The 23,020-nt window shown below is 61.9% G+C and carries 19 protein-coding genes and 1 pseudogene; 2 read left to right on the top strand and 18 right to left on the bottom strand.

The window, feature by feature from the left end; all coding sequences use genetic code 11:
- The first annotated feature begins 44 nt into the window (after window positions 1–44).
- A complete protein-coding gene (gene recG / locus OIU37_RS02295) occupies window positions 45–2,150 on the top strand; it encodes an ATP-dependent DNA helicase RecG (protein WP_264255316.1) in 2,106 nt (701 codons plus the stop codon).
- 81 nt (window positions 2,151–2,231) lie between these two features.
- Here recG and OIU37_RS02290 read toward each other — a convergent pair whose 3' ends face one another.
- The 14 genes from OIU37_RS02290 to pcsA form a co-directional block, all read right to left on the bottom strand.
- Window positions 2,232–2,939, bottom strand: a complete 708-nt coding sequence (locus OIU37_RS02290; protein ID WP_264255315.1) for a DUF502 domain-containing protein — start codon at window positions 2,937–2,939, stop codon at window positions 2,232–2,234.
- A gap of 134 nt (window positions 2,940–3,073) precedes the next feature.
- Window positions 3,074–4,900: a glutamine--fructose-6-phosphate transaminase (isomerizing) gene (gene glmS, locus OIU37_RS02285; protein ID WP_264255314.1), complete on the bottom strand. Its 1,827-nt coding sequence runs from the start codon at window positions 4,898–4,900 to the stop codon at window positions 3,074–3,076.
- 109 nt (window positions 4,901–5,009) lie between these two features.
- On the bottom strand, window positions 5,010–6,371 hold the full coding sequence (gene glmU, locus OIU37_RS02280) for a bifunctional UDP-N-acetylglucosamine diphosphorylase/glucosamine-1-phosphate N-acetyltransferase GlmU (protein ID WP_264255312.1): 1,362 nt from the start codon (window positions 6,369–6,371) through the stop codon (window positions 5,010–5,012).
- Between the two features lie 164 nt (window positions 6,372–6,535).
- Window positions 6,536–7,321 carry a FadR/GntR family transcriptional regulator gene (locus OIU37_RS02275; RefSeq protein ID WP_171602427.1) on the bottom strand — a complete coding sequence of 262 codons (786 nt, stop codon included), beginning with the start codon at window positions 7,319–7,321 and terminating at the stop codon, window positions 6,536–6,538.
- Window positions 7,322–7,337: 16 nt separating this feature from the next.
- Window positions 7,338–8,306 carry a galactofuranose ABC transporter, permease protein YjfF gene (yjfF, locus tag OIU37_RS02270; RefSeq protein ID WP_171602426.1) on the bottom strand — a complete coding sequence of 323 codons (969 nt, stop codon included), beginning with the start codon at window positions 8,304–8,306 and terminating at the stop codon, window positions 7,338–7,340.
- Entirely contained in the window at window positions 8,303–9,316 is a 1,014-nt protein-coding gene (locus tag OIU37_RS02265) for an ABC transporter permease (protein ID WP_264255308.1), read from the bottom strand. Before OIU37_RS02265 ends, yjfF begins: the two co-directional genes overlap by 4 nt.
- Window positions 9,313–10,836 (bottom strand): galactofuranose ABC transporter, ATP-binding protein YtfR, encoded by a 1,524-nt coding sequence (gene ytfR, locus OIU37_RS02260; RefSeq protein WP_171602424.1) that lies wholly within the window; start codon window positions 10,834–10,836, stop codon window positions 9,313–9,315. Before ytfR ends, OIU37_RS02265 begins: the two co-directional genes overlap by 4 nt.
- Before the next feature lie 229 nt (window positions 10,837–11,065).
- Window positions 11,066–12,028, bottom strand: coding sequence for a galactofuranose ABC transporter, galactofuranose-binding protein YtfQ (ytfQ, locus tag OIU37_RS02255; RefSeq protein WP_003539585.1), 963 nt, complete (start codon window positions 12,026–12,028; stop codon window positions 11,066–11,068).
- A 146-nt stretch (window positions 12,029–12,174) separates the two neighbouring features.
- A complete protein-coding gene (locus tag OIU37_RS02250; protein ID WP_264255304.1) occupies window positions 12,175–13,251 on the bottom strand; it encodes a BMP family ABC transporter substrate-binding protein in 1,077 nt (358 codons plus the stop codon).
- Between the two features lie 49 nt (window positions 13,252–13,300).
- A complete protein-coding gene (locus OIU37_RS02245) occupies window positions 13,301–14,221 on the bottom strand; it encodes an ABC transporter permease (protein WP_171602423.1) in 921 nt (306 codons plus the stop codon).
- Window positions 14,218–15,303, bottom strand: a complete 1,086-nt coding sequence (locus OIU37_RS02240) for an ABC transporter permease (RefSeq protein WP_182209547.1) — start codon at window positions 15,301–15,303, stop codon at window positions 14,218–14,220. Before OIU37_RS02240 ends, OIU37_RS02245 begins: the two co-directional genes overlap by 4 nt.
- Window positions 15,293–16,861 carry an ABC transporter ATP-binding protein gene (locus OIU37_RS02235; RefSeq protein ID WP_264255300.1) on the bottom strand — a complete coding sequence of 523 codons (1,569 nt, stop codon included), beginning with the start codon at window positions 16,859–16,861 and terminating at the stop codon, window positions 15,293–15,295. Before OIU37_RS02235 ends, OIU37_RS02240 begins: the two co-directional genes overlap by 11 nt.
- 39 nt (window positions 16,862–16,900) lie before the next feature.
- Window positions 16,901–17,881 (bottom strand): quinone oxidoreductase, encoded by a 981-nt coding sequence (locus OIU37_RS02230; RefSeq protein WP_182209549.1) that lies wholly within the window; start codon window positions 17,879–17,881, stop codon window positions 16,901–16,903.
- A gap of 10 nt (window positions 17,882–17,891) precedes the next feature.
- Window positions 17,892–18,620, bottom strand: a complete 729-nt coding sequence (gene pcsA, locus OIU37_RS02225) for a phosphatidylcholine synthase (protein WP_012757415.1) — start codon at window positions 18,618–18,620, stop codon at window positions 17,892–17,894.
- 356 nt (window positions 18,621–18,976) lie between these two features.
- On the opposite strand from pcsA, the gene OIU37_RS02220 reads away from it, so the two are divergent.
- Window positions 18,977–19,789: a ferredoxin--NADP reductase gene (locus OIU37_RS02220; protein WP_020049885.1), complete on the top strand. Its 813-nt coding sequence runs from the start codon at window positions 18,977–18,979 to the stop codon at window positions 19,787–19,789.
- Window positions 19,790–19,839: 50 nt separating this feature from the next.
- Here OIU37_RS02220 and OIU37_RS02215 read toward each other — a convergent pair whose 3' ends face one another.
- The 4 genes and pseudogenes from OIU37_RS02215 to OIU37_RS02200 form a co-directional block, all read right to left on the bottom strand.
- Window positions 19,840–20,454 carry a GntR family transcriptional regulator gene (locus tag OIU37_RS02215; protein ID WP_171602419.1) on the bottom strand — a complete coding sequence of 205 codons (615 nt, stop codon included), beginning with the start codon at window positions 20,452–20,454 and terminating at the stop codon, window positions 19,840–19,842.
- 223 nt (window positions 20,455–20,677) lie between these two features.
- Window positions 20,678–21,036: pseudogene (locus OIU37_RS02210) on the bottom strand (VOC family protein).
- Window positions 21,037–21,110: 74 nt separating this feature from the next.
- Window positions 21,111–22,313: an ABC transporter permease gene (locus OIU37_RS02205; protein ID WP_017960409.1), complete on the bottom strand. Its 1,203-nt coding sequence runs from the start codon at window positions 22,311–22,313 to the stop codon at window positions 21,111–21,113.
- Window positions 22,303–23,019, bottom strand: coding sequence for an ABC transporter ATP-binding protein (locus OIU37_RS02200; RefSeq protein ID WP_182209550.1), 717 nt, complete (start codon window positions 23,017–23,019; stop codon window positions 22,303–22,305). The genes OIU37_RS02205 and OIU37_RS02200 overlap by 11 nt, the downstream gene beginning before the upstream one ends.
- Window position 23,020 lies beyond the last annotated feature (1 nt).

Here is a 23,020-nt window from a genome sequence, read left to right as displayed (position 1 = left end):
TGTCAGCCTTGCCAAGGCCGCATTGTTCATCGCATTTTGGCCGCATGCGCCCCGCCATTCTCGATCCTCTGTTTTCCCCTATTTCGGGCCTTCCGGGCGTCGGCCCGAAGATCGCCGACCTGTTGGTCAAGCTGCTCGGGCGCGAGACGCTGGAGGATTGCCGGGTCATCGACCTGCTCTTCCACGCGCCCTTCTCGCTGACCGACCGGCGCAACCAACCGGGAATAGCCCGCGCGCCGCAGGGCGCGATCGTGACGATCACCGCGCGCGTCGACCGCCACCAGGTGCCGCCGGGCGGCAAAAGCAATATCCCCTACCGCGTCTTCCTGCATGACGAGACCGGCGAACTGACACTGGTCTTCTTCCGCGGACAGGCGGCGTGGCTAGAAAAGCAACTGCCGATCGACGCGGAGGTGACGGTCAGCGGCAAGATCGACTGGTTCAACGGCCGCGCCTCGATGGTGCATCCCGATTATATCGTCAGGGCGGACGAGGCGGAGAGCCTGCCGCTGGTCGAGCCGATCTATCCGCTGACGGCGGGGCTCTCGCCGAAGACGCTGCGCAAGATCATCGACGCCGGTCTGCCGCGTTTTCCCGAGCTGCCGGAATGGATCGACCTGGCGCTGACTGAGAAACAGGGCCTGCCGTCGATCCGCGACAGTTTCCACATGCTGCACGAGCCGCGCGATCCCAGCGATATCGACCCGCAGGCCCCTGCCCGGCGGCGGCTTGCCTATGACGAGTTCCTCGCCGGCCAGCTGTCACTGAGCCTGGTGCGGCAGAGGCTGCGCAAGGTGGCGGGCCAGCCGGTCACTGCGACCGGCGCCATCAGCAGCAAGATCCTGAAGACCTTGCCCTTCTCGCTCACATCAAGCCAGAACGAGGCGATCGCCGAGGTTTTGAAGGATATGGCCGGCAACGAGCGCATGCTGCGGCTGCTGCAGGGCGATGTCGGTTCCGGCAAGACGCTGGTGGCGCTGATGGCGATAGCGGCGGTGATTGAGAGCGGCGGCCAGGCCGTGCTGATGGCGCCGACCGAAATCCTGGCGCGGCAGCACCACGCAACGATCTCGAAATTTGCCGCCTCCGCCGGGCTCAACATCGAAGTGCTGACCGGGCGCACCAAGGGACGCGAACGGGAGGAAATCCTGGAGCGCATTGCCTCGGGTGCTGCCCAGATCATCATCGGCACGCATGCGCTTTTCCAGGACAGTGTCGCCTACGCCAATCTGATGCTTGCCGTCGTCGACGAGCAGCACCGTTTCGGCGTGCATCAGCGCCTGCGGCTGACCGCCAAGGGCCTCTCGCCGCATATGCTGGTCATGACAGCGACGCCGATCCCGCGCACGCTGGTGCTTGCCGCCTTCGGCGATATGGACGTCTCCAAACTCACCGAGAAGCCGGCCGGCCGCAAGCCGATCCAGACGATCACCGTGCCGATGGAACGGACCGGCGAAATCGTCGGGCGGCTGCAAAGCGCGCTTGGCGAAGGCAAGAAGGCCTACTGGATCTGCCCTTTGGTCGAGGAGTCCGAAGAGCTCGACCTGATGTCGGCCGAGGAGCGGCATGCGACGCTCACCTCCGCACTCGGCCCGGATGTCGGCCTCATCCACGGCCGCATGAGCGGGCCGGAGAAGGACATGGCGATGATGGCGTTCAAGAACGGCGAGACCCGGCTGCTCGTTGCCACGACCGTCGTCGAGGTCGGCGTCGACGTGCCGGATGCGACGATCATGGTGATCGAACATGCCGAACGCTTCGGCCTGGCGCAATTGCATCAGCTGCGCGGCCGCGTCGGGCGCGGCGACGAGGCTTCGACCTGCATCCTGCTCTACAAGGGACCACTCGGCGAGACCGGCCATGCCAGGCTTTCGATCATGCGGGAGACGGAGGATGGCTTCCGCATCGCCGAGGAGGACCTGAAGCTGCGCGGTGAAGGCGAATTGCTCGGCACAAGGCAATCCGGTACGCCGGGCTTTCGCATCGCCAGCCTCGAGGCGCATGCCGACCTGTTGGAGATCGCCCGCAAGGATGCGGCTTACCTCATCGAGCGCGATCCGGAGCTGACCACCGAGAGGGGAACGGCGATCCGCACCCTGCTCTATCTTTTCCGCCGCGACGAGGCGATCCGTTTTCTCAGGGCTGGATGAAGCGCGCTGCGGCATGCTTTAAGTCTTTGTTCCATGCATGTCGTTACCCCAAAACCGCTGAACGCTTTTGGGCGACATGCATCATTCCGCTTTGGAAACTGCCACCGGCTTTGGCCGCGGCAAATGCTTCTGCTTCGGATCGGCCGGCTTGTGTTCCGGCGCGACAAGCCCGCCTGAAATCAGGAACTTGGCGGCGTCTTCCGGCGACATATCGAGCATGACGATCTTCTCGCGCGGCACGAAGATGAGGAAGCCGGCTGTCGGCACCGGCGTCGGCGGCAGGAAGACGGCGACCATATCCTGGCCCATCGCATTGAACTTCGACGCGATTTCGCCCTTGGCGTCGGTGGCGATGAAGATCAGCGCCCAGAGGCCGGGGCCTGGATATTCGATGAGGCCGACCTTCTTGAAGGAGTTCGCCTGTTCCTTCAGCACGGTTTCGAAAATCTGCTTCACGCTTCTGTAGACCGTGCGCACCAGCGGCATGCGCTGAACGATCGATTCGCCGAACCGGACGATGCTCTGGCCGATGAGGTTCTTGCCGAGAAAGCCGACGACGGTGATCAGCACGACGGCGATCAGCAGGCCGAAACCGGGAATGGCGAAATTGAGATAGCTTTCCGGATTCCAGCGCGCCGGAATATAGGGCCGGACCCAACTGTCCGACCAATGGATGAAGGTCCAGGTCAGCCAGATGGTGATCGCGATCGGCGCGCAGATGATCAACCCTGCGAGAAAATTATTCCTCAGCCGGGTCGCGACCGGCATTCTGGGGGTGTTGTCGGTCATCGTTTCCTGATGATCTCCATCTCAGTCATGGACAGGCTGGTACGCCGGCCCTTCCCCCTTGTCCGCAGACCAAAATTGCCAGAATTCGGGGTCCCGCACAATATGTTTCGAGCGAAGGTCGCGGCGTTACAGGCTTATTCCACGGTCACCGATTTCGCCAGGTTGCGCGGCTGGTCGACATCGGTGCCCATGAAGACGGCGGTGTGATAGGCGAGCAGCTGGATCGGCAGCGAGAAGATCATCGGCGCGATGATTTCGTCGACCACAGGCAGGGTGATCGTCGCCATGGTCGGCAGTTTCGAGGCCGCTGCACCGGCCTCGTCGGTGATGAAGATGATGCGGCCGCCGCGGGCTGCGACCTCCTGCATGTTCGAGACGGTCTTTTCGAAGAAACGGTCGTAGGGGGCGATGACGATGACAGGCATGTTCTCATCGATCAGCGCGATCGGCCCGTGCTTCAATTCGCCGGCGGCGTAACCTTCGGCATGGATATAGGAGATTTCCTTGAGCTTCAGCGCGCCTTCCATGGCGAGCGGGAAACTGGTGCCGCGGCCGAGATAGAGCACGTCCTTGCACTTCGACAGCTCGCGCGACAGGCTTTCCATCTGCGGCTGGATGAGGTTCAGCACCCGGCTCATGATGCGCGGCATTTCGGCGAGATGGCGCACCAGCGCCCTCTCCTCGTCTGCACTCACCGTGCCGCGCGCCTTGCCGGCGCCGATCGCCAACGCTGCCAGCACGGCGAGCTGGCAGGTGAAGGCCTTGGTCGAGGCGACGCCGATTTCGGGGCCGGCCATGATCGGGAAGACGGCATCGGATTCACGCGCGATCGTCGATTCGCGGACATTGACGACGGCGCCGATCTTCAATCCGTTGTCGCGGCAATAGCGCAAGCATGCCAGCGTATCGGCGGTCTCGCCGGACTGCGAGATGAAGAGAGCGGCCTGCGACGGCGACAGCGGCATTTCACGGTAGCGAAATTCCGAGGCGACGTCGATTTCGACCGGCAGGCGGGCATAACGCTCGAACCAGTATTTGCCGACGAGGCCGGCGAGATAGGCAGTGCCGCAGGCCGAGATCGCCAAGCCGGTCGCAGCTTTGAAGTCGATCGTGGCGGCGTTGGCGCCGATCGTATTCTCGGCGAAATCGACATAGTGGCTGAGCGCGTGGGAGATCACCTCCGGCTGCTCGTAGATTTCCTTTTCCATGAAATGGCGGTGGTTGCCCTTGTCGACGACATAGGCAGTCGCCTGCGAGATCTGGCGGGCGCGTTTGACCGGCTTGCCGGCGAAATCGAGCACCGAGACGCCATCTCGGGTGAGGACGGCGCAATCACCGTCGACGAGATAGGTGATCTCGTTGGTGAAGGGCGAAAGCGCGATCGCGTCCGAGCCGAGGAACATCTCGCCGCGGCCGTAGCCGACGGCGAGCGGCGGTCCGGAACGGGCGGCCATGATCGTGCCGGGATCGGCCTTGAGCATGATGGCCAGCGCATAGGCGCCGGTCACCCGGTTCAGCATCTTCAGCATGGCGGCGCGCGGCTCTAGGCCTTCGCGCAAGTATTTCGCCATCAGATGGGCAACCACCTCGGTGTCGGTATGGGTTTGGAAGACCGAACCCTCTTCGGTCAACTCGTCGCGAAGCTCGGAGAAGTTCTCGATGATGCCATTATGGACGACGGCGACGCCTTCGACGAAATGCGGATGGGCATTGGTCTCATTGGGAACGCCATGGGTCGCCCAGCGCGTGTGGGCGATGCCGACAGTGCCGGGCAGCGGTTCGCTGTCGAGGCGCTTTTCCAGATTGAACAGCTTGCCCTCGGCGCGGCGGCGATCCATCACACCGTCATGAATGGTGGCGACACCGGCAGAATCGTAACCGCGATATTCGAGACGCTTCAGCGCATCGACCAGGCGCCCGGCAACAGGCGCAGTTCCGACGATCCCCACAATGCCGCACATATAGTATCCCCATAAAGGCTTCGATGACGAGGCCAGTCCTAACGATTCCTGCTTATTTCTCAATCACCTCGGCGGTCACTTTCAATTTCCGCCGGTTACGCAAGGCTGGTCAGGCTTTCGCCTTCTTCGCCGCCTTGATGGCGAGCGCACGCTCACGCAGCAGCGTCGCGCGGCCGGGCTTGATCTCCTGCCGGGCACGGCCGAGCGCCAGCGCGTCGGCCGGTACGTTGGCGGTGATGACGCTGCCGGAGCCGATATAGGCGCCGTCGCCGATCGTCACCGGCGCGACCAGCGAGGAATTGGAACCGATGAAGGCGTTTTCGCCGATCACCGTCTCGCTCTTGTTGACGCCGTCATAATTGCAGGTGATCGTGCCGGCGCCGATATTGGCTCCGGCGCCGATGACGGCATCGCCGATATAGGTGAGATGATTGACCTTGGCGCCCTCGCCCAGCCGGCCGTTCTTCACTTCGCAGAAATTGCCGACCTTCGAACCGTTGCCGAGATCGGCGCCCGGCCGCAGCCGCGCAAACGGGCCGACGGTCGCACCCTGACTGACATGAGCGCCTTCGATATGCGAGAAGGCGTGAATGACGGCGCCGCTGTCGATCACCGCGCCGGGACCGAAGACGACGTTCGGCTCGATCAGCGCGTCCTGGCCGATGACGGTATCATAGGAGAGATAGATGGTTTCCGGCGCGATCATGGTCACGCCAGCCAGCATCATCTCGTGGCGGCGGCGCTCCTGCCAGAAACGCTCGATGACAGCGAGTTCGGCACGGGTATTGCAGCCGGTCATCTCGATCTCGGGAGCATCGACGGCGGTGACGCGTCCGCCGAGCGAACGGGCGATCTCGACGAGATCGGTCAGATAGAATTCGCCCTTGGCATTGGCGTTGCCGATGCGCGTGAGAAGATCGAGCGCCTTGCGGCCATTTATCGCCATCAGCCCGCTGTTGCACCAGGTGACGGTGCGCTCGGCATCGGTCGCATCTTTCTCCTCGCGGATGGCGATGAGTTCGCCGTCCTTGACGAGCAGGCGGCCATAGCCGGTCGGGCGGTCGGTGTGGAAGCCGATGACGACGACATCGCTGCCGTCTGCAAGGCCCTGGCGGGCGGCTTTGAGCGGCCCGTCGGTCTGCAGCGGCACGTCGCCATAGGTGACGAGGATATCGTCATAGCCCTTGGCGATCGCGTCGCGCGCCGCCAGCACCGCGTGGCCGGTGCCGAGGCGTTCCTTCTGCAGATAGGATTCGATGACGACGCCGTCGATGCTTGCGGCCTTCGCCACGTCCTCGGCATCACGGCCGACGACAAGGGCGACGGATGAGATGCCGGCGGAGGCGACCGCCTCGACCACATGGGCGATCATCGGCCGTCCGGCGACCGGATGCAGCACCTTCGATTTCGAGGATTTCATCCGCGTGCTGTCACCGGCGGCAAGGATGACGGCAAGACAAGTGCGTTCCATGATTTGCTCCGCGAATCCGCGCCATGAGGCGGCTTTATCGCCTCATACTGCATAATTCCCTAAATCGGAATCGATTTAAGGATAAATTATGCAGCCATTCAAAGTGCTGCAGCGTCCTTTGCGGCTCTCGAAAAGACGCGTGGCCCTGTCGCTAAGCAAAGCCTTCACAAAGGTGAAATTGCGGCCGAAATCGGCCCTGTGACGGCGTCGGAACCGCGGGCCACGAAGGCTTCGTGCACATGATGACGGCCGTCCAGGATAACGTCCTCCATCGCGCGGCGCGCAGCATTGCTATCGCCGGAAACAATCGCATCGACGATGCGCATATGGGTGTCGGCGATATTGGCGAAGCCGTTTTCGGTTGGCGGCGTGCTCATGCGGAACATGCCGACGAGGGCTGCTTCGATGAGGCTGCCCAGTGTCCGCATGAAGGGATTGTGCGAGGCTTCGGCGATCGCCAGGTGAAAATGAAGGTCGGCGAGTGCGAGGCTGTCGGCCGTATGACCGGCCGCCGCCATCTCGAGCGCCAGCCCGCGCAGCATCTCGATCTCCTCGGCATTCGCCCGCTCGGCGACGAGACCGGCGGCGAAGGGTTCGAAGGCGAGACGAATATCGTAGAGCTGCAGCAGGAATTCTTCCGTCACGCCGTTGTCGAAGTGCCAGGCGATGATCTCGCTGTCGAACATGTTCCAGAGGTTCTTTTCGGTCACACGCGTGCCGACCCGCGCCTTGGCGACGACCATGCCCTTGGCGGCAAGCGTCTTCATCGTCTCGCGCAAGACGGTGCGGGACACTTTAAAACGCTGCGCCAGTTCCGTATCGCCCGGAAGGATCGAGCCGACGGGATAGGTGCCGGCGACGATCGCCTTGCCGAGTTCGTCGACGACCTGAGCATGGCTCGTCCGGGTTCTGCGCCCCGTCTTGCGTGTCTCGTCCAATTTGTAGCGCAAGCGATCCGTCTCCCCCTCAGGCGTACCTCTTGTTCAGACTGGAAACGAACAGGATGGCTTTCTGCATCAGGATGAATGCAAATAGCAGAAGGCCAATCAGGATCTTGGTCCACCAGCTCGACAACGTGCCGTCGAAGGTGATGTAGGTCTGAATGAGCCCCTGGATCAGGATACCGATCAAGGTTCCCGCCACGAATCCCGCTCCTCCGGTCAGCAGCGTCCCCCCAATGACGACCGCCGCGATGGCATCGAGTTCGACGCCGACTGCTGCAAGAGAATATCCGGCAGAGGTGTACAGCGAAAAAACGATCCCGGATAGCCCCGCCAGAAAGCCCGACAGCGCATAGATCTGGATTGTCGTGCGGCCGACCGGCACGCCCATCAGCCGCGCCGTCTGCGTGCCGCCGCCGAGCGCATAGACGTTGGTGCCGAAGCGGGTGCGCTGGGCGACGAAGATGCCGACGGCAAAGACCAGAAGCATGACGCCGCCGATTAGCGTCAGCCGCCCGCCGCCGGGCAGACGGTAATAGAGGCTCGTCAGCGTCGAATAATATTCGTGGTTGATCGGGATGCTGTCGATCGAGAGCACGAAGGCCATGCCGCGCGCCAGGAACATGCCGGCAAGGGTGACGATGAAGGCCGGCATTTCGAGATAGTGGATGATCGCGCCCATGATACCGCCAAAGGCAGTGGTGATGACGAGCACGATCGCGAAAGCGAGCAGCGGATGGATCGCAGTGTTCTGCAGGATCACCGCGAGGAAGACGCCGGTAAAGGCGATGACCGAGCCGATCGACAAATCGATGCCGCCCGAAATGATGACGAAGGTCATGCCGACGGCGGCGATGCCGAGAAAGGCGTTGTCGGTCAAAAGATTGCCGATGACGCGCGTCGACAGAATGTTCGGATATTGCAGCGCGCATCCGGCATAGGCGAGCACGAAGATGACGATGGTCGCAAGCAGCGGCAGGTATTTGGAATTCATTTCAGCTGCTCCCTGCCGCCCTGCCGGCGGCTGGCGAAGATGGCGAGCGATTGTACCGCCGGCGACTGGATAACGAGGATGACGATGATGATGACAGCCTTGATGATCAGGTTGAATTCAGGCGGGAAGCCGGCGGACAGGATGCCGGTATTCACCACCTGGATGATCATCGCGCCGATCAGCGATCCGAGAATGCTGAAGCGGCCGCCGAGCAGCGAATTGCCGCCGACGACGACGGCGAGGATGGCGTCCAGTTCCAGCCATAGGCCGGCATTGTTGGCATCGGCGCCCTTGATATCGGCTGCGACAATGATGCCCGCAATCGAGGCGCAGATCCCGCTCAGCATATAGACCGCCATCAGCAGCACCGGCGTTTGAATGCCGGAGAGCGTGCTGGCGCGACGATTGATGCCGACGGCCTCGATCAGCATGCCGAGCGCCGTGCGGCGGACGAGCAGGATGACGAGCAGGCCAACGAGAAGCCAGATGACGACAGGCATCGGCAGGAGAGCCATGGAACCGCTGCCGAAGAAGGTCAGCCCGTCATCGTTGAAGGTCAGGATGGCCCCTTCGGTGATCAGCTGGGCGATGCCGCGACCGGCCACCATCAGCACCAGCGTCGCAATGATCGGCTGGATATTGAGGACGGCCACCAGGAACCCGTTCCAGACGCCGCAGGCAAGCCCGATCGCAAGTGTCAGGATAATGGTGTAGGCAACTGAATTTCCTGAGACAATCGACGATGCGGCAACGGCGCCGCAAATGGCGATGACCGCGCCGACGGACAGGTCGATGCCCTTGGTGGCAATGACCAGCGTCATGCCGATCGCCAGCAGAGCCACCGGCGCGCCGCGGTTCAACACGTCGATCAGGCTGCCATAGAGGCGGTCATTCTGAACCACGACATTAAAAAACTGCGGTGACGTGATGAAATTCAACAGAAGAATGACAACGAGCGCAATCAATTGCGGCGCCAGGCGATAGGCCAGCGCTTTCAGCGAGGACCTCATGCATCCTCCATCTTGTGTTCGGCCGCAGCGATGGCATCGACGATGCCGGCAGCGGTGATACGCTCGCCTGTCAGTTCGGCGATATGCTGCCTGTCGCGCAGTACGATGACACGTGAACTATAGGCGACAAGCTCTTCAAGTTCCGAGGAAATTACGATCAATGACATGCCTTCGGCGCAGAGTTGTTCGATGAGCTTGATGATCTCGGCATGGGCGCCGACATCGATACCGCGGGTTGGCTCATCGAGGATGAGAAACTTGGGATTGGTTGCCAGCCAGCGGGCAAGGATCGCCTTCTGCTGATTGCCGCCGGAGAGCAGCCGGATCGGCTTTTCGCGGTCGGTGGTGCGGATATCGAGCGCCTTGATGTAGCGGTCGGCGAGTGCATTCTGCTCGGCGCGCGACAGCGGCCGCGTCCAGCCGCGGCGGGCCTGCAGCGCCAGAGCGATGTTCTCCCTGATCGACAGGTCGCCGATGATGCCATCGGTCTTGCGGTCCTCCGGGCAGAAGCCGAAACCCTTTCCGATCGCCGCGCGGGGGCTCGAAATCGTCACTGGCTGGCCGTCGATCGTGGCGCTGCCGCTGTCGGCATGCTCGATGCCGAAGAGCAGTTCGGCGGTTTCGGTGCGCCCGGAGCCGAGCAGCCCGGCGACGCCGACCACCTCTCCGGCGCGCACTTCAAGATCGAAAGGTTTGACCTTGCCGCGTTTACCGTAGCCTGAAAAACGGTATCTGACCTCGCCCGCGGCGAGGGTGTGTTCTCTCACCGTCTCCTCGACATGGGCCAGTTCGCGGCCGAGCATCATGGCGATCAGGCCCTGGCGCGGCAGATCAGAGGCGTCGCGGGTGCCGACGAGCTTGCCGTTGCGCAGCACGGTAATGCGGTCGCTGATCGCATAGACCTGTTCGAGAAAATGGGTGATGAAGACGATGCCAAGGCCGCGTTTCTTCAGGTCGTCGATGATGCGGAAGAGCAGCGCCACTTCCTGATTGTCGAGACTTGCGGTGGGCTCGTCGAGGATCAGCACCTTGCCGGAGAGGTCGACGGCACGGGCAATGGCGACCACCTGCTGGACGGCGACGGAGAAACGACCGAGCTCGGCGGTGACGTCGATATCGACGCCGTAGCCGGAGAGCAGATCGCGCGCCTTGCGGTTCATCGAACGCACGTCGGTCATGCCGAAACGCCTTGGCTGGCGGCCGAGAAAGAGGTTTTCGGCGACGCTCAGATTGGCCAGCAGGTTGACCTCCTGGTAGACCGTGCCGATGCCGAGCTTCTGGGCAGCAAGCGTATTGGCCGGATTGATTTCCTGGCCGTTGAGCGTCAGGCTGCCCTCGTCACGATGATAGGCGCCGGTGATGCACTTGATCAGCGTCGACTTGCCGGCGCCGTTTTCGCCCAGCAATGCGTGCACCTCGCCTCTGCGGAGCGTGAAATCGACCTTATCCAGCGCCACTGCGCCTGGAAAGAATTTCGATATTCCGGAGGCCGCGAGAACGTTCTCGAAATCGTGAATCATAAGGGTCTGTTTTCCTGATATTGACGGCAAAAGCCGCACCGCGGCCGGACATGACGTCCCAAGGCGGCAAGGCAGTTCCGCACCGGTCCATGACGGGCCGGTGCGGTTCTACAGCGCCCCCGCATCTTTTCGAGACGCATAAGGACGCTGTAGCGCTTTGAACTGCTGCATGATTTTATCCAGAAATCGAATGCCGATTTCAGGAATTGTGCAGCGGCGTCACATCAGATCAGTAGCCCTGACCCTTCTTCTCTTCGTAGACCTTCATCGGTTCGTCAGCCGGTGTGTAGAGCTTCGACTCAGTCTGGATCCACTTGGCCGGAGCCTTCTTGTCCTTCAGATAGGCTTCGAGCGCATCGAAGGCCGGACCTGCCATATTCGGCGTCAGCTCGACCGTGGCATTGGCCTCGCCTTCAGACATCGCCTTGAAGATATCCGGCACGGCGTCGATGGAGACGACGAGGATATCCTTGCCGGGCTTCAGGCCGGCTTCCTTGATCGCCTGGATGGCGCCGACGGCCATGTCGTCGTTATGAGCGTAGAGCGCGCAGATATCCTTGCCGCCATTCTCGGCCTTCAGGAAGCTTTCCATGACTTCCTTGCCCTTGGTGCGGGTGAAGTCACCGGTCTGGCTGCGTACGATCTTGAGGTTGTCGTGACCGGCAAGAGCCTCTTCGAAGCCCTTCTTGCGGGCGATGGCCGGCGACGACCCGGTGGTGCCCTGAAGCTCGACGACATTGCACTTCTTGTCGCCTACGGTCTTGACCAGGAAGTCGCCTGCAACCTTGCCTTCATGGACCAGGTCCGACGTCACCGCCGTCAGGTAGAGATCGTCAGGGGCCTTGATGGTACGGTCGAGAAGAATGACCGGGATTTCGGCTTCCTTGGCTTCCTTGAGAACGTCGTCCCAGCCGGTTTCGACGACCGGAGCAATGAGAATGGCATCGACGCCCTGAGCAATGAAGGAGCGCAGAGCCTTGATCTGGTTTTCCTGCTTCTGCTGCGCATCGGCAAACTTCAGATCGATGCCGCGCTTCTTGGCCTGTTCCTTGGTCACGGTCGTTTCAGCCGCACGCCAGCCCGATTCCGAACCGATCTGCGAGAAGCCGACAGTGAGGCCGGCGGCCGAAGCCGAACCGAACATGCAGGCAGCCAGAATCGTGGCACTCAAAAGTGCAGTCTTCAATTTCATGATTTCCTCCCAATGCCGCATCCTCGCGGCGCAGGGTCAAAAAATCATATAGTATTACTTTTGTAAATCGGAATCTTAGGATGCATTGCAGCAAAAAAAGAGCGCCCACAAGGGCGCTCTTCGCATCTGCGAGATGACTTGCCGGATTATTTACCTGGCAGCTTGTCGTCCACACCTTCGACATAAAAGTTCATGCCGAGCAGCGTGCCGTCATCGGCCTTTTCGCCGGCCTTCAGCCACGGCGTGCCGTCCTGCTTGTTGATAGGGCCGGTGAAGGGATGCAATTCGCCGGACTTGATCTTGGCTTCGGTCTCCTCGGCGAGTTTCTTCACGTCGTCGGGCATGTTGGTATAGGGCGCCATCGTCAGGATGCCGTCCTTGAGGCCGTCCCAGCTCTGCTCTGACTTCCAGGTGCCGTCGAGAAGCGCCTTGACGCGCTTGACGTAATAATTGCCCCAGGTGTCGATGATCGCGGTCAGCTGGACGTTCGGGCCAGCCTTGATCATGTCGGAAGCCTGGCCGAAGGCCTTGACGCCGCGCTGCTCGGCGACCTGCATTGGAGCCGTCGTGTCGGTGTGCTGGGTGAGGATATCGACGCCCTGGTCGATCAGCGCCTTGGCGGCATCGGCTTCCTTGCCCGGATCGAACCAGGTGTTGACCCAAATAACCTTCATCTTGAAGTTCGGATTGACCGACTTGGCGCCGGTTTCGAAGGCATTGATGCCCATCACCACCTCGGGGATCGGGAAGGAGGCGATATAGCCTGCCGTGCCGGTTTTCGAGAGCTTGCCGGCGATAATGCCACTGATGTAGCGGCCTTCATAGAAGCGGGAATTGTAGGTCGCGACATTGTCGGCGGCCTTGAAGCCTGTCGCGTGCTCGAACTTCACTTTCGGGAACTTCTTGGCGACGGCAATAGTCGGGTCCATGAAACCGAAGGACGTGGTGAAAATAAGCGAGCAACCGGAGCGGGCCATGCGCTCGATGGCGCGTTCGGCATCCGGGCCTTCCGGGACGCTTTCGAGGTAGGGCGTCTCGATCTTGTCGCCGAATTCCTTCTCGATCTGGAGGCGGCCGTTCTCATGGGCCTGCGTCCAGCCGCCGTCGGTGCGGGTGCCGACATAAACGAAGCAGACCTTGGCCTTGTCAGCCGCCTCGGCGGCCGAACCGATGCTCAGGACGAGGGCAGCTGTCGCTGCGAGAGCAAGTGCAAGTTTTTTCATATTGATCCCTGTTGGTTGGAAGTTTCGAAACCCGTCTTGTTGTTGTTGCTCACCGGTCCGGCACGAAGGCTTTGCCGAGCGAGGCCGGCGTATTGATCAACGTCGTGCGCCGATTATGCGAGATGATGATGAGGACCACAACTGTCGCCGCATAGGGCAGCATCGAGAGGAACTGCGAGGGAATGCCGATGCCGAAGGCCTGTGCGTGCAATTGCAGGATCGTTACCGCCCCAAAGAGATAACCGCCAGCCAGCAGGCGCCAAGGCCGCCAGGAGGAGAAGACGACGAGCGCCAGCGCGATCCAGCCGCGCCCGCCGGACATGTTCTCTGTCCATTGCGGCGTATAGATCAGCGATAGCTGCGCCCCGGCAAGGCCGGCGCAGGCGCCGCCGAACATCACGGCGAGGTAGCGCATGCGGATGACATCGATACCGAGCGCATGCGCCGAGGCGTGATTATCGCCAATGGCACGAATCTTCAGGCCGGTGCGACTCTTGAAGAGGAACCAGTTGACGGCGATAACGAGCAGGATCGACAGATAGAAGATCAGATCCTGCTTGAAGAGGACCGCTCCGACATAGGGAATGGCCGAAAGCACCGGGATTTCGATCGGCAGCAGCCGGACGCCGGGCGCGCCGACGAAGGCCTCGCCGAGCATGCCGGAGGCGCCGAGGCCAAGGATCGTCAGCGCAAGGCCTGTCGCCACCTGATTGGCGACGAGCGTCAACGTCAGGAAGGCGAAGAGCAGCGAAAACAGCGCGCCGCTGACGACGCCGCCGACAATGCCGATATAGGCCGAGCCGGTGAGCTGTGCCGTGGCAAAGGCACCGACCGCGCCCATGATCATCATGCCCTCGACACCGAGATTGAGAACGCCGGAGCGCTCGGTCACGAGTTCTCCCAGCGCGGCAATGACGAGCGGCGTGGAGGCGGTGATGACCGTCAGCAGAATGGCTTCGAAGATGCTCATGCCGCCCTGCCCCTTAACCGCGACCAGACCACGCGGATTTTGTAATAGATCAGCGTATCGCAGGAGAGCACGAAGAAGAGCAGCAGGCCCTGGAAGACGCGGGTGACCTTGTCGGAAACGCCGAGCGAAAGCTGTGCCGCCTCGCCGCCGAGATAGGTCAGCGCCAGCACCAGGCCGGATGCGATGATGCCGAGCGGATTGAGGCGGCCGAGGAAGGCGACGATGATGGCGGTGAAGCCGTAGCCCGGCGAGATCGCCGGCTGCAAATGGCCGATCGAGCCGGAAACTTCGGCTATCCCGGCAAGGCCGGCAAGCGCACCCGAAAAGAGAAAGCTGAACCAGATCATCTTCTTCGACGAAAAGCCGGCAAAGCGCCCTGCCCGCTCCGATTGGCCGAGCACGACGATCTCGAAGCCTTTCAGCGTATAGCGCAGCATGAACCAGACGCCGATTGCGGCGACAATGGCGAAGACGAAGGCCCAATGGGCGCGGCCCGACTCTTCCCAGATCGCCGGCAGCACCGCTTCCGGTGCGAAATCCAGCGAAACGGGAAAGTTGAAGCCCTTCGGATCGCGCCAGGCGCCGCGGATCAGCCAGTCAAGGAAAAGCTGGGCGATATAGACCAGCATCAGCGATGTCAGGATCTCATTGGTGTTGAAATGTGCCTTCAGCAACGCCGGAATAGCGGCAAAAAGCGCACCGCCGAGCGCGCCCAGGATCAGCATCAGCGGCAGCACGAGCGGCGAATGCCAGTCGTAAAAGACGATCGGCAGATAAGAGCCGGTGATGGCACCGATGGTGAACTGGCCTTCGGCGCCGATATTCCAGTTGTTCGAGCGATAACAGACGGCCAGCCCGACGGCGATCAGGATCAGGGGCGCGGCCTTGATCGCCAGTTCGTGCAGCGACCAGACCTCGAGCAGCGGCTCGATGAAGAAGGCTTCCAGCGCGGCGATCGGGTCCTTGCCGAGCATGGCGAACATGATGGCGCCGAACACCAGCGTCAGGACAAGGGCAAGCAGCGGCGAGACGAAGGCGAAAAGCTTCGAGACGTCGGGACGTTTTTCGAGTTCAATGCGCATGGAGCGCCTCCGGGGCGGAGCTGCTCTCGTGCAGTCCGCCCATCAGCAAGCCGATCCTTTCCCGCGTCAGCTCGCCCGCTGGAAACGGGCGGGAAAGACGGCCTTCGCAGATGACGGCAATATCGGTCGCCACTTCGAAGATCTCGTCGAGATCCTGGCTGATGACGACCACGGCCGAACCGCTTCTTGCGAGATCGACGAGCGCCTGGCGGATGCGGCTCGCCGCCCCGGCGTCGACGCCCCAGGTCGGCTGGTTGACGACGAGCACCGCCGGCTGGCGGTCGAGCTCGCGGCCGACGATGAACTTCTGCAGATTCCCACCGGACAGCGAGCCAGCCGCCGGGTCATCGCCGCTCTTGCGGACATCCATCGCCTCGGAAATGCGCCTTGCGGCAGATTTCACTGCTGCTTGGCGGATGATGCCGAGCAGGCCCAGAAACGCGTTGCGGTCAGACTGGCTGCGGGCAAGGACGAGATTGTCCGACAGTTTCATGGCGGAGACGGCAGCATGGCCATGGCGCTCCTCCGGCACGAAGCCGGCGCCGAGAAGACGGCGGGCGGTAATGCCCTGGTTGCCGACCGGCTTTTTGCGGATGACGATCGCCTCGGCCGAGGCGACCGGATATTCACCGGAGAGAGCGTCGAAGAGCTCGCTCTGGCCGTTGCCCGCGACCCCGGCAATGGCGAGGATCTCGCCGGAGCGCACCGCCATCGAGACATCACGCAGCGGCATCGCGAAGGGCGTGCGCGCGGCGACGGAAAGGTTGGCGACCGCAAGCTGCACCTCGCCCCTGTCGCTGCGTTCTGGATGCGTGACGGTCGCCACTTCACTGCCGACCATCATGCGGGCGAGCGAGGCCGGCGTTTCCTGCTTCGGATCGCAGGCGCCGGTCACACGGCCATGGCGCAGCACGGTGGCGCGATCGCAGATGCGCTGCACCTCTTCCAGGCGATGGCTGATATAAAGAACCGAACGCCCCTCACCACGGAGCTTGAACAGCGTCTCGAACAGCCTGTCCGCCTCCTGCGGCGTCAGCACCGAGGTCGGCTCGTCGAGGATGATGAGCTTCGGGTTCTGCAGCAGCGCGCGGACGATCTCGATGCGCTGGCGCTCGCCGACCGAGAGATCGGCGACATGGGCATGCGGATCGAGCGGTAGGCCGTAGGCAACCGACAGCGCCCTCGCCTCCTCGGCGATCCTGTCGATCGGGATGGCGTCATCGAGCGACAGCGCGATGTTTTCGGCAACCGTCAGCGCCTCGAACAGCGAAAAATGCTGGAAGACCATGCCGATGCCGAGCTTGCAGGCCTCCCCTGGCGATGCGATCGCAACCGGCTGGCCCTGCCAGAGGATTTGCCCGCCCGTCGGCTCGAGAACGCCGAACAGCATCTTCACCAGTGTTGATTTGCCTGCACCATTTTCGCCGAGAAGCGCATGAATTTCGCCCGGCGCGATATCGAGATCGATTTCATTGCAGGCTGCAAAGCCACCGAAGAACTTCGTCAGCTTCTGGACCGATAATAACGCGCCGGAATCCGGCACATTCAATGGCGACACGTTCCCCTCATTTCTTCTGCCAACCGGTCCGTTCGGATCTCATGGAATCAGCAGCGTCGTTCCTGTTGTTTTTCTTGTTTCCAAATCCGCGTGAGCCTGCCCAACCTCACGCAGCGGATAGGTTTGATTGATATTGATACGCACTTTGTTGCTTTGCACAATATCAAATAGCGCTTTCGCACTGTCGATCAGTTCCTGGCGCGCGGCGATATAGGTGAAGAGCGTCGGCCGCGTCGCAAAGAGCGAGCCCCTCTGCGCCAAAGCCGCAAGGGTGAAATTCTCGATCGGCCCGGAGGATTGGCCGAAGGAGGCAAAAAGGCCGCGCGGCTTCAAGCAGTCAAGCGACTGTGGAAAAGTATCGCGGCCGATGGAATCGTAGATGACATCCACGCCCTTGCCGCCGGTGATGTCGCGAACACGGTCGACGAAGCTGTCGCTCTTGTAGTTGATCACATGGTCGTAGCCATGGGCGAGCGCCAGCTCGATCTTGTCTTGCGACCCCGCCGTGCCGATGACGGTGGCGCCGAGCGCCTTTGCCCACTGGCCGGCGATCAAGCCGACGCCGCCGGCAGCGGCGTGGAACAGCAGGACCGTCTCAGGCCCGACCTTGAAGGTGCGGTTCAAGAGATATTCGGCGGTCATGCCCTTCAGCATCATTGCCGCTGCCGTTTCGAGCTCGATTCCCTGGGGCACATGCACCAGATGCCGCGTCTCGATATTGCGTTCGGCGCTATAGGCGCCGTCGGCACTGGCATAGGCGACACGGTCGCCGACCTTGAAGTCCTCGACGCCGGGGCCGACCGATGTCACAGTGCCGGCGCCCTCCTTGCCGGTGACAAAGGGCAGATGCGGCGTCTTGTAGGTGCCGTTGCGGAAATAGACGTCAATGAAGTTAAGCCCGACTGCCGCCTGGCTGATCTGCACCTCGCCCGCCGAGGGTGAGGGAAGATCGATCTCGACATAGTCGAAAACCTCCGGCCCACCCGTTCTCGAAAATGAAACAGCCTGCGTTTTGCTCATCTTGCCTGTCCTATGCTTCGCGTCCAAGGGCGGGGAAGAATTGCAGCACCGCGCCGATGACGTAAAGATAGGCGCCGGTCACGATGAAGAGAATGAGCGCCCATTCGGGTGTGTCGAAATGCATCAGCAGCGAAAAAATGCCGAGCGCCGACCATAGGAAAAAGACGCCGAGGTTGAGCGGGCGCAGCCTTTTGACCCGGACCGGGTGGAGGAAATTGATCGGCAGGAAGGTCAGCACCACCGAAACGATGACAACGGTGAGCGCCGTCGTGGCGCTAGCATCGATGACGAACAGCGTGAAGACGATCATGTTCCAGACGACGGGGAAACCGGAGAAGAAATACTCATCCGTCTTCATGCCCATATCGGCATAGTAGATGGCGCTGGAGACGACGATCATGCCGGCGGCGACGAAGGACCAGGGCTCGCCGATCATGCCGCTCTGATAGAGCGCGAAGGCCGGCAGAAGCACATAGGTGACGTAATCGATGATATTGTCGAGTGTGTCGCCCGACCAGTTCGGCAGCACTTCCTTGACGCGCACCTTGCGGGCGATCGGCCCGTCTATGCCGTCGACGAGAAGCGCAAGTCCCAGCCACCAGAACATGTCGATGAAGCGGTGCTCGGCGGCGGCAACGACGCCGAGAAAGGCAAGGAAGGAGCCGGATGCCGTCAGGATATGGACGGAAAAGGCGCGCATCTCCGCATAAGGAACACGCTTGTAGTTGAAAATCTTCATATTCCCCCGACCGCCCTATCGCGCTCGCCCCGGCAAGCATCTTTTTTCGCCACCATCGCCGGACCCTGTTGCTGAATCGGGTTCGACGCCGTAGGTCTTTGTTGTCGCACCGTTTTTGCCGAAAATCGGCATGTGTTTCCGGCGTGCTGCTCTAATATGCATCCTTTGCCGGGCTTCGCCAGCGGGAAATACGACATTCCCCACCCGCCCCCTGCTCCCCATTGAATCCTGACGATGACATGCATATTTCCCTTTAGAAGCGTCGCGTGGAATGGAATGCCTTTAATTCCGGCCCGATATGTAATATCTCGCTCGCATCCGACAGTTCATCCGACGAAACGGGATCCTCTACCGCAATGAACGCGCCTGCAAAGACCGAAGACTTCGCCTCGTCCATCCCCGCCGGCGTCTACGCCGAGACGGTGCTCGATGTCACGCACTATACCGACCGGCTCTTCCGCTTCACGATGACCCGGCCGCAGGGCTTCCGTTTCCGTTCCGGCGAATTCGCGATGATCGGCCTGATGGTCGAGGGCAAGCCGGTGTTCCGCGCCTATTCGATCGCGAGCCCCGCCTGGGCCGAAGAGCTTGAATTCTTCTCGATCAAGGTGCCGGACGGCCCCCTCACCTCCCATCTGCAGGCGATCAAGCCGGGCGACCAGGTGCTGATGCGCAAGAAGCCGACGGGCACGCTGGTGCTCGATGCGCTGACGCCCGGCCGTCGTCTCTACATGTTCTCGACGGGAACGGGCATTGCGCCTTTCGCCAGCCTGATCCGCGATCCAGAGACCTATGAGAAGTTCGAGGAAGTCATCCTCACCCATACGACACGCGATGTCGCCGAGCTGAAATACGGCTTCGACCTCGTGCACGAGATCCAGAATGACGAGCTGCTGAAGGAAGTCGTCGGCGACAAGCTGCGCCACTACCCCACAGTCACGCGCGAGGATTTCGAATATCGCGGCCGCATCACCGACCTGATCTCCTCCGGCAAGCTGTTCACCGATCTCGGCGTGCCGCCGCTCGACCCGGCGATCGACCGCGGCATGATCTGCGGTTCCTCGGCGATGCTGAAGGATACCAAGGAACTGCTCGAGAAAGCCGGCCTCGATGAAGGCGCCAACAGCAAGCCCGCCGAATTCGTCATCGAGCGCGCTTTCGTCGGCTAAAGCATTTCTGACAATCCGGTCTGTCAACGGCTCCGGAAACGGAGCCGTTTCTATGTCTGGCTGAGGTAATCGATCAGCACCGTCATGGTGGCGCGCGCTTCATCCGGCCTGCCCTGATGGATAGCGCGGATGACGGCCACGTGCAGCGCAATGGAGCGATCCATGCGCTCCGGGCTTGCCTTGGAGTACCATAGGCGGCGTGAATGCGTTTGCACCGGGCCGAGTGCTGCCGTGATGAAGCCGTTCGGGCAGGCATCTTCAAGGATTTCGTCGAAGGCCTTGTCGGCAGCGAAGAAGCCGGCGAGATCGCCGGTGACGGCGCATTCCTCCATCGCGCCGGCGCAGTCGATGAGGCGCGCGCGCTGCTCGTCGCTCGCATGTTCGGCGACGAGGCCTGCCGCGATCGGCTCCAGCTCACGGCGCACCTGCATGACATTGCCATGATCCTCAGCCGCGATCTCGGCGACCTGCAGGCCGACACGCGGCTTCACCAGGATCAGCCCCTGCCAGGCGAGCTTCTGGATCGCCTCGCGCACCGGCGTACGCCCGTGGCCCGCCATATCGATCAGCTGCTTTTCTGTGACAAGTGCGCCAGGCTTCAGCGCCAGCGTCACGATCAGATGCTCCAGTGCGAGATAAGCAAGATGGCTCTGTGAAGTCTGCAATAAGGAGCTCCGTCGCCAAGTCTGATATATCACATAGTGGCACGGTCAAAAACCGAAGACAAGTCGGCACTGAATATCATAATAGAGACAGATAGATAACATAGGCGAGGCTGCTGAAACTCGGCGACGCATTGACGTCTGCGCCGTGAAGGGTGCTACCACCCGCCGGCCTACTGAGGCACGCCGCCTCGCCCACGTCATCAGGCCGGCACCTACCCCTCGGTCACCCCTTGCGAAAAGCCCGGCTCGAAACCGAGATCGAATTTTGACACGGGTCTTTTGCATTGGCGAACAGATACCGTCGGCGTTATGGATGGCTCCGAACTCCAGGCCATTCTCCGCGCATCGCCTGCAGAAAGCCTCGACGTCCTCCACGTCGAAGACCGGCTTGACGGTGGATTGACCGCTCCGCTGCCCCTTGGCGGCTTGATGCAGCATGATATTCGCACCGCCGTCCTGAGCGATGAGTTCAACGATCCTGTCGCCCGGCAGGCTGGTCGCCTTGAAACCGAAGTGTTTCTCATAAAAGCGCGCCGTTTCCTCGACATTCCCAGCGTAGATCACCAGCCTGTTGAGCGGCATGATGCTTGGCCTCCGATAGCGGTTGCGTTCGATTGACAAGAGTAGATGGACATCATGCGTTTTGCCACGGCGCATTACTCGTGCCGCAGCGCCTCGATGGGATTGAGTTGCGCTGCCCTTCTCGCCGGGAAATAGCCGAAGATCATGCCGATCGCTGCTGAAAAGAGGAAGGCGACGGCGACCATCAAAGGGCTGAAGACGAAGGGCACTTTCAGCAGCGTCACGGTGCCGAAGCCGAGGCCGAGGCCGAGTATGATGCCGGTGATGCCGCCGAACAGCGACAGCGCCACCGCTTCGACCAGGAACTGGGTGAGCACCTGGCTTTCGAGCGCGCCGATCGCCAGGCGGATGCCGATTTCGCGGGTCCGCTCGGTAACGGAGACCAGCATGATGTTCATGATGCCGATGCCGCCGACGAGCAGGCTGATCGCAGCGACGGCGCCGAGCAGGCCGGTCAGCAGCGTCGTCGTGCCGGTCATCGCCTCGGCGATCTGGGTCATGTCGTTGACGTTGAAATCGTCCTGCCGGCCGGGCACGATCTTGCGGCGCTCGCGCAGGAGATTTTCGACATCGGACTGCACCTTCGCGGTGGAGACGCCGTCGCGCGCCGAGATGATGATCTGCGGCACGTTGCTGTTGCCGCTGATGCGCCGCTGAAACACCTTGACCGGCATGATGACAACATCATCCTGGTCATTGCCCATGCCGGACTGGCCGCGCTTGGCCAGCACGCCGATGACGGGGCACGAGACCTTGCCAACGCGGATCTGCTGGCCTGTGGGGTCGGCGCTGCCGAAAAGCTGCGAGCGCACCGTCTCGCCGATGATGCAGCGCGCTTGGCCGCGTTCCTCAGCAGGGGTGAAATTGCGGCCGAGCGCCAGGTTCCAGTCCTGCGCGATGAAATAATCATTGGTAGTGCCGGAGACGCTGGTGGAATGGTTCTGGCCGCCGAAGATCACGGTCGCCGTGGACTGGTTGAGCGGCGCCACGGCCCTGAGGCCGCCGATCTGGTCGCGGATGGCCGCGACGTCCTTGACACTGAAGCGCTTGGCTTCGGAGCTCGCCCGGCCGGGGCCGAACTGGCCGGGACGGACGAACAGCATGTTGGTGCCGAGCCGCGACAGCTCGGTCGAGACCTGCGCGGTGGTGCCGTTGCCGATCGTTACCAGCGCGATGACTGCGGCAACGCCGATGACGACGCCGAGCACGGTCAGGAAAGAGCGCAGCATATTGCGGCTGATGGCCCGCAATGCCAGCTTCAGCGTCTCAAAGAACATGATCCGCCCTCCTCCGGTGCTCGACTTCCGTCTCCAGCTTGCCGTCGACGAAACGCAGCAGCCGCTGGGCATAGGCGGCGATATCGGGCTCGTGGGTGACCATGACGATGGTGATGCCCTGCTCGCGGTTCAGCCGCGTCATCAGATCCATGATCTCGACGCTGGTCTTGGTGTCGAGATTGCCGGTGGGCTCATCGGCCAAGAGCAGCGCCGGCTCGGTGACGATGGCGCGGGCGATGGCGACGCGCTGCTGCTGGCCGCCTGATAGTTCCTGTGTCTTGTGATGTTCGCGCCCGGTGAGACCGACCAGCGCCAGGGCTTCGCGGGCCCGTTCGCGCCGCTCGCGCACCGCCATGCCGCGATAGATCAGCGGCAGTTCGACATTTTCGACGGCCGAGGTGCGCGACAGGAGGTTGAAGCCCTGGAAGACGAAGCCGAGCATGTGGCGGCGCAGCAGCGTCAGCTGGCTGCGGTCGAAGCCGCTGGTCGGAATGCCCTCGAAGATGTAACCGCCTGATGTCGGCACGTCGAGGCAGCCGAGAATGTTCATCGCCGTCGACTTGCCGGAGCCAGACGGCCCCATGATCGCGACGAATTCATGGGCGTTGATCGCAAGATCGACGTGGTCGAGCGCGCGGATCGCCGCCTCGCCCTCGCCATAAATTTTCGAGACCTGCCTGAATTCGATAAGCGGCGGGCTTGCCATC

The organism is Rhizobium sp. BT-226 (genome assembly GCF_025847085.2).
In the GTDB taxonomy this organism is placed as follows: Bacteria; Pseudomonadota; Alphaproteobacteria; order Rhizobiales; family Rhizobiaceae; genus Rhizobium; species Rhizobium sophorae.
This window is presented reverse-complemented; position numbering and strand designations above follow the sequence as displayed.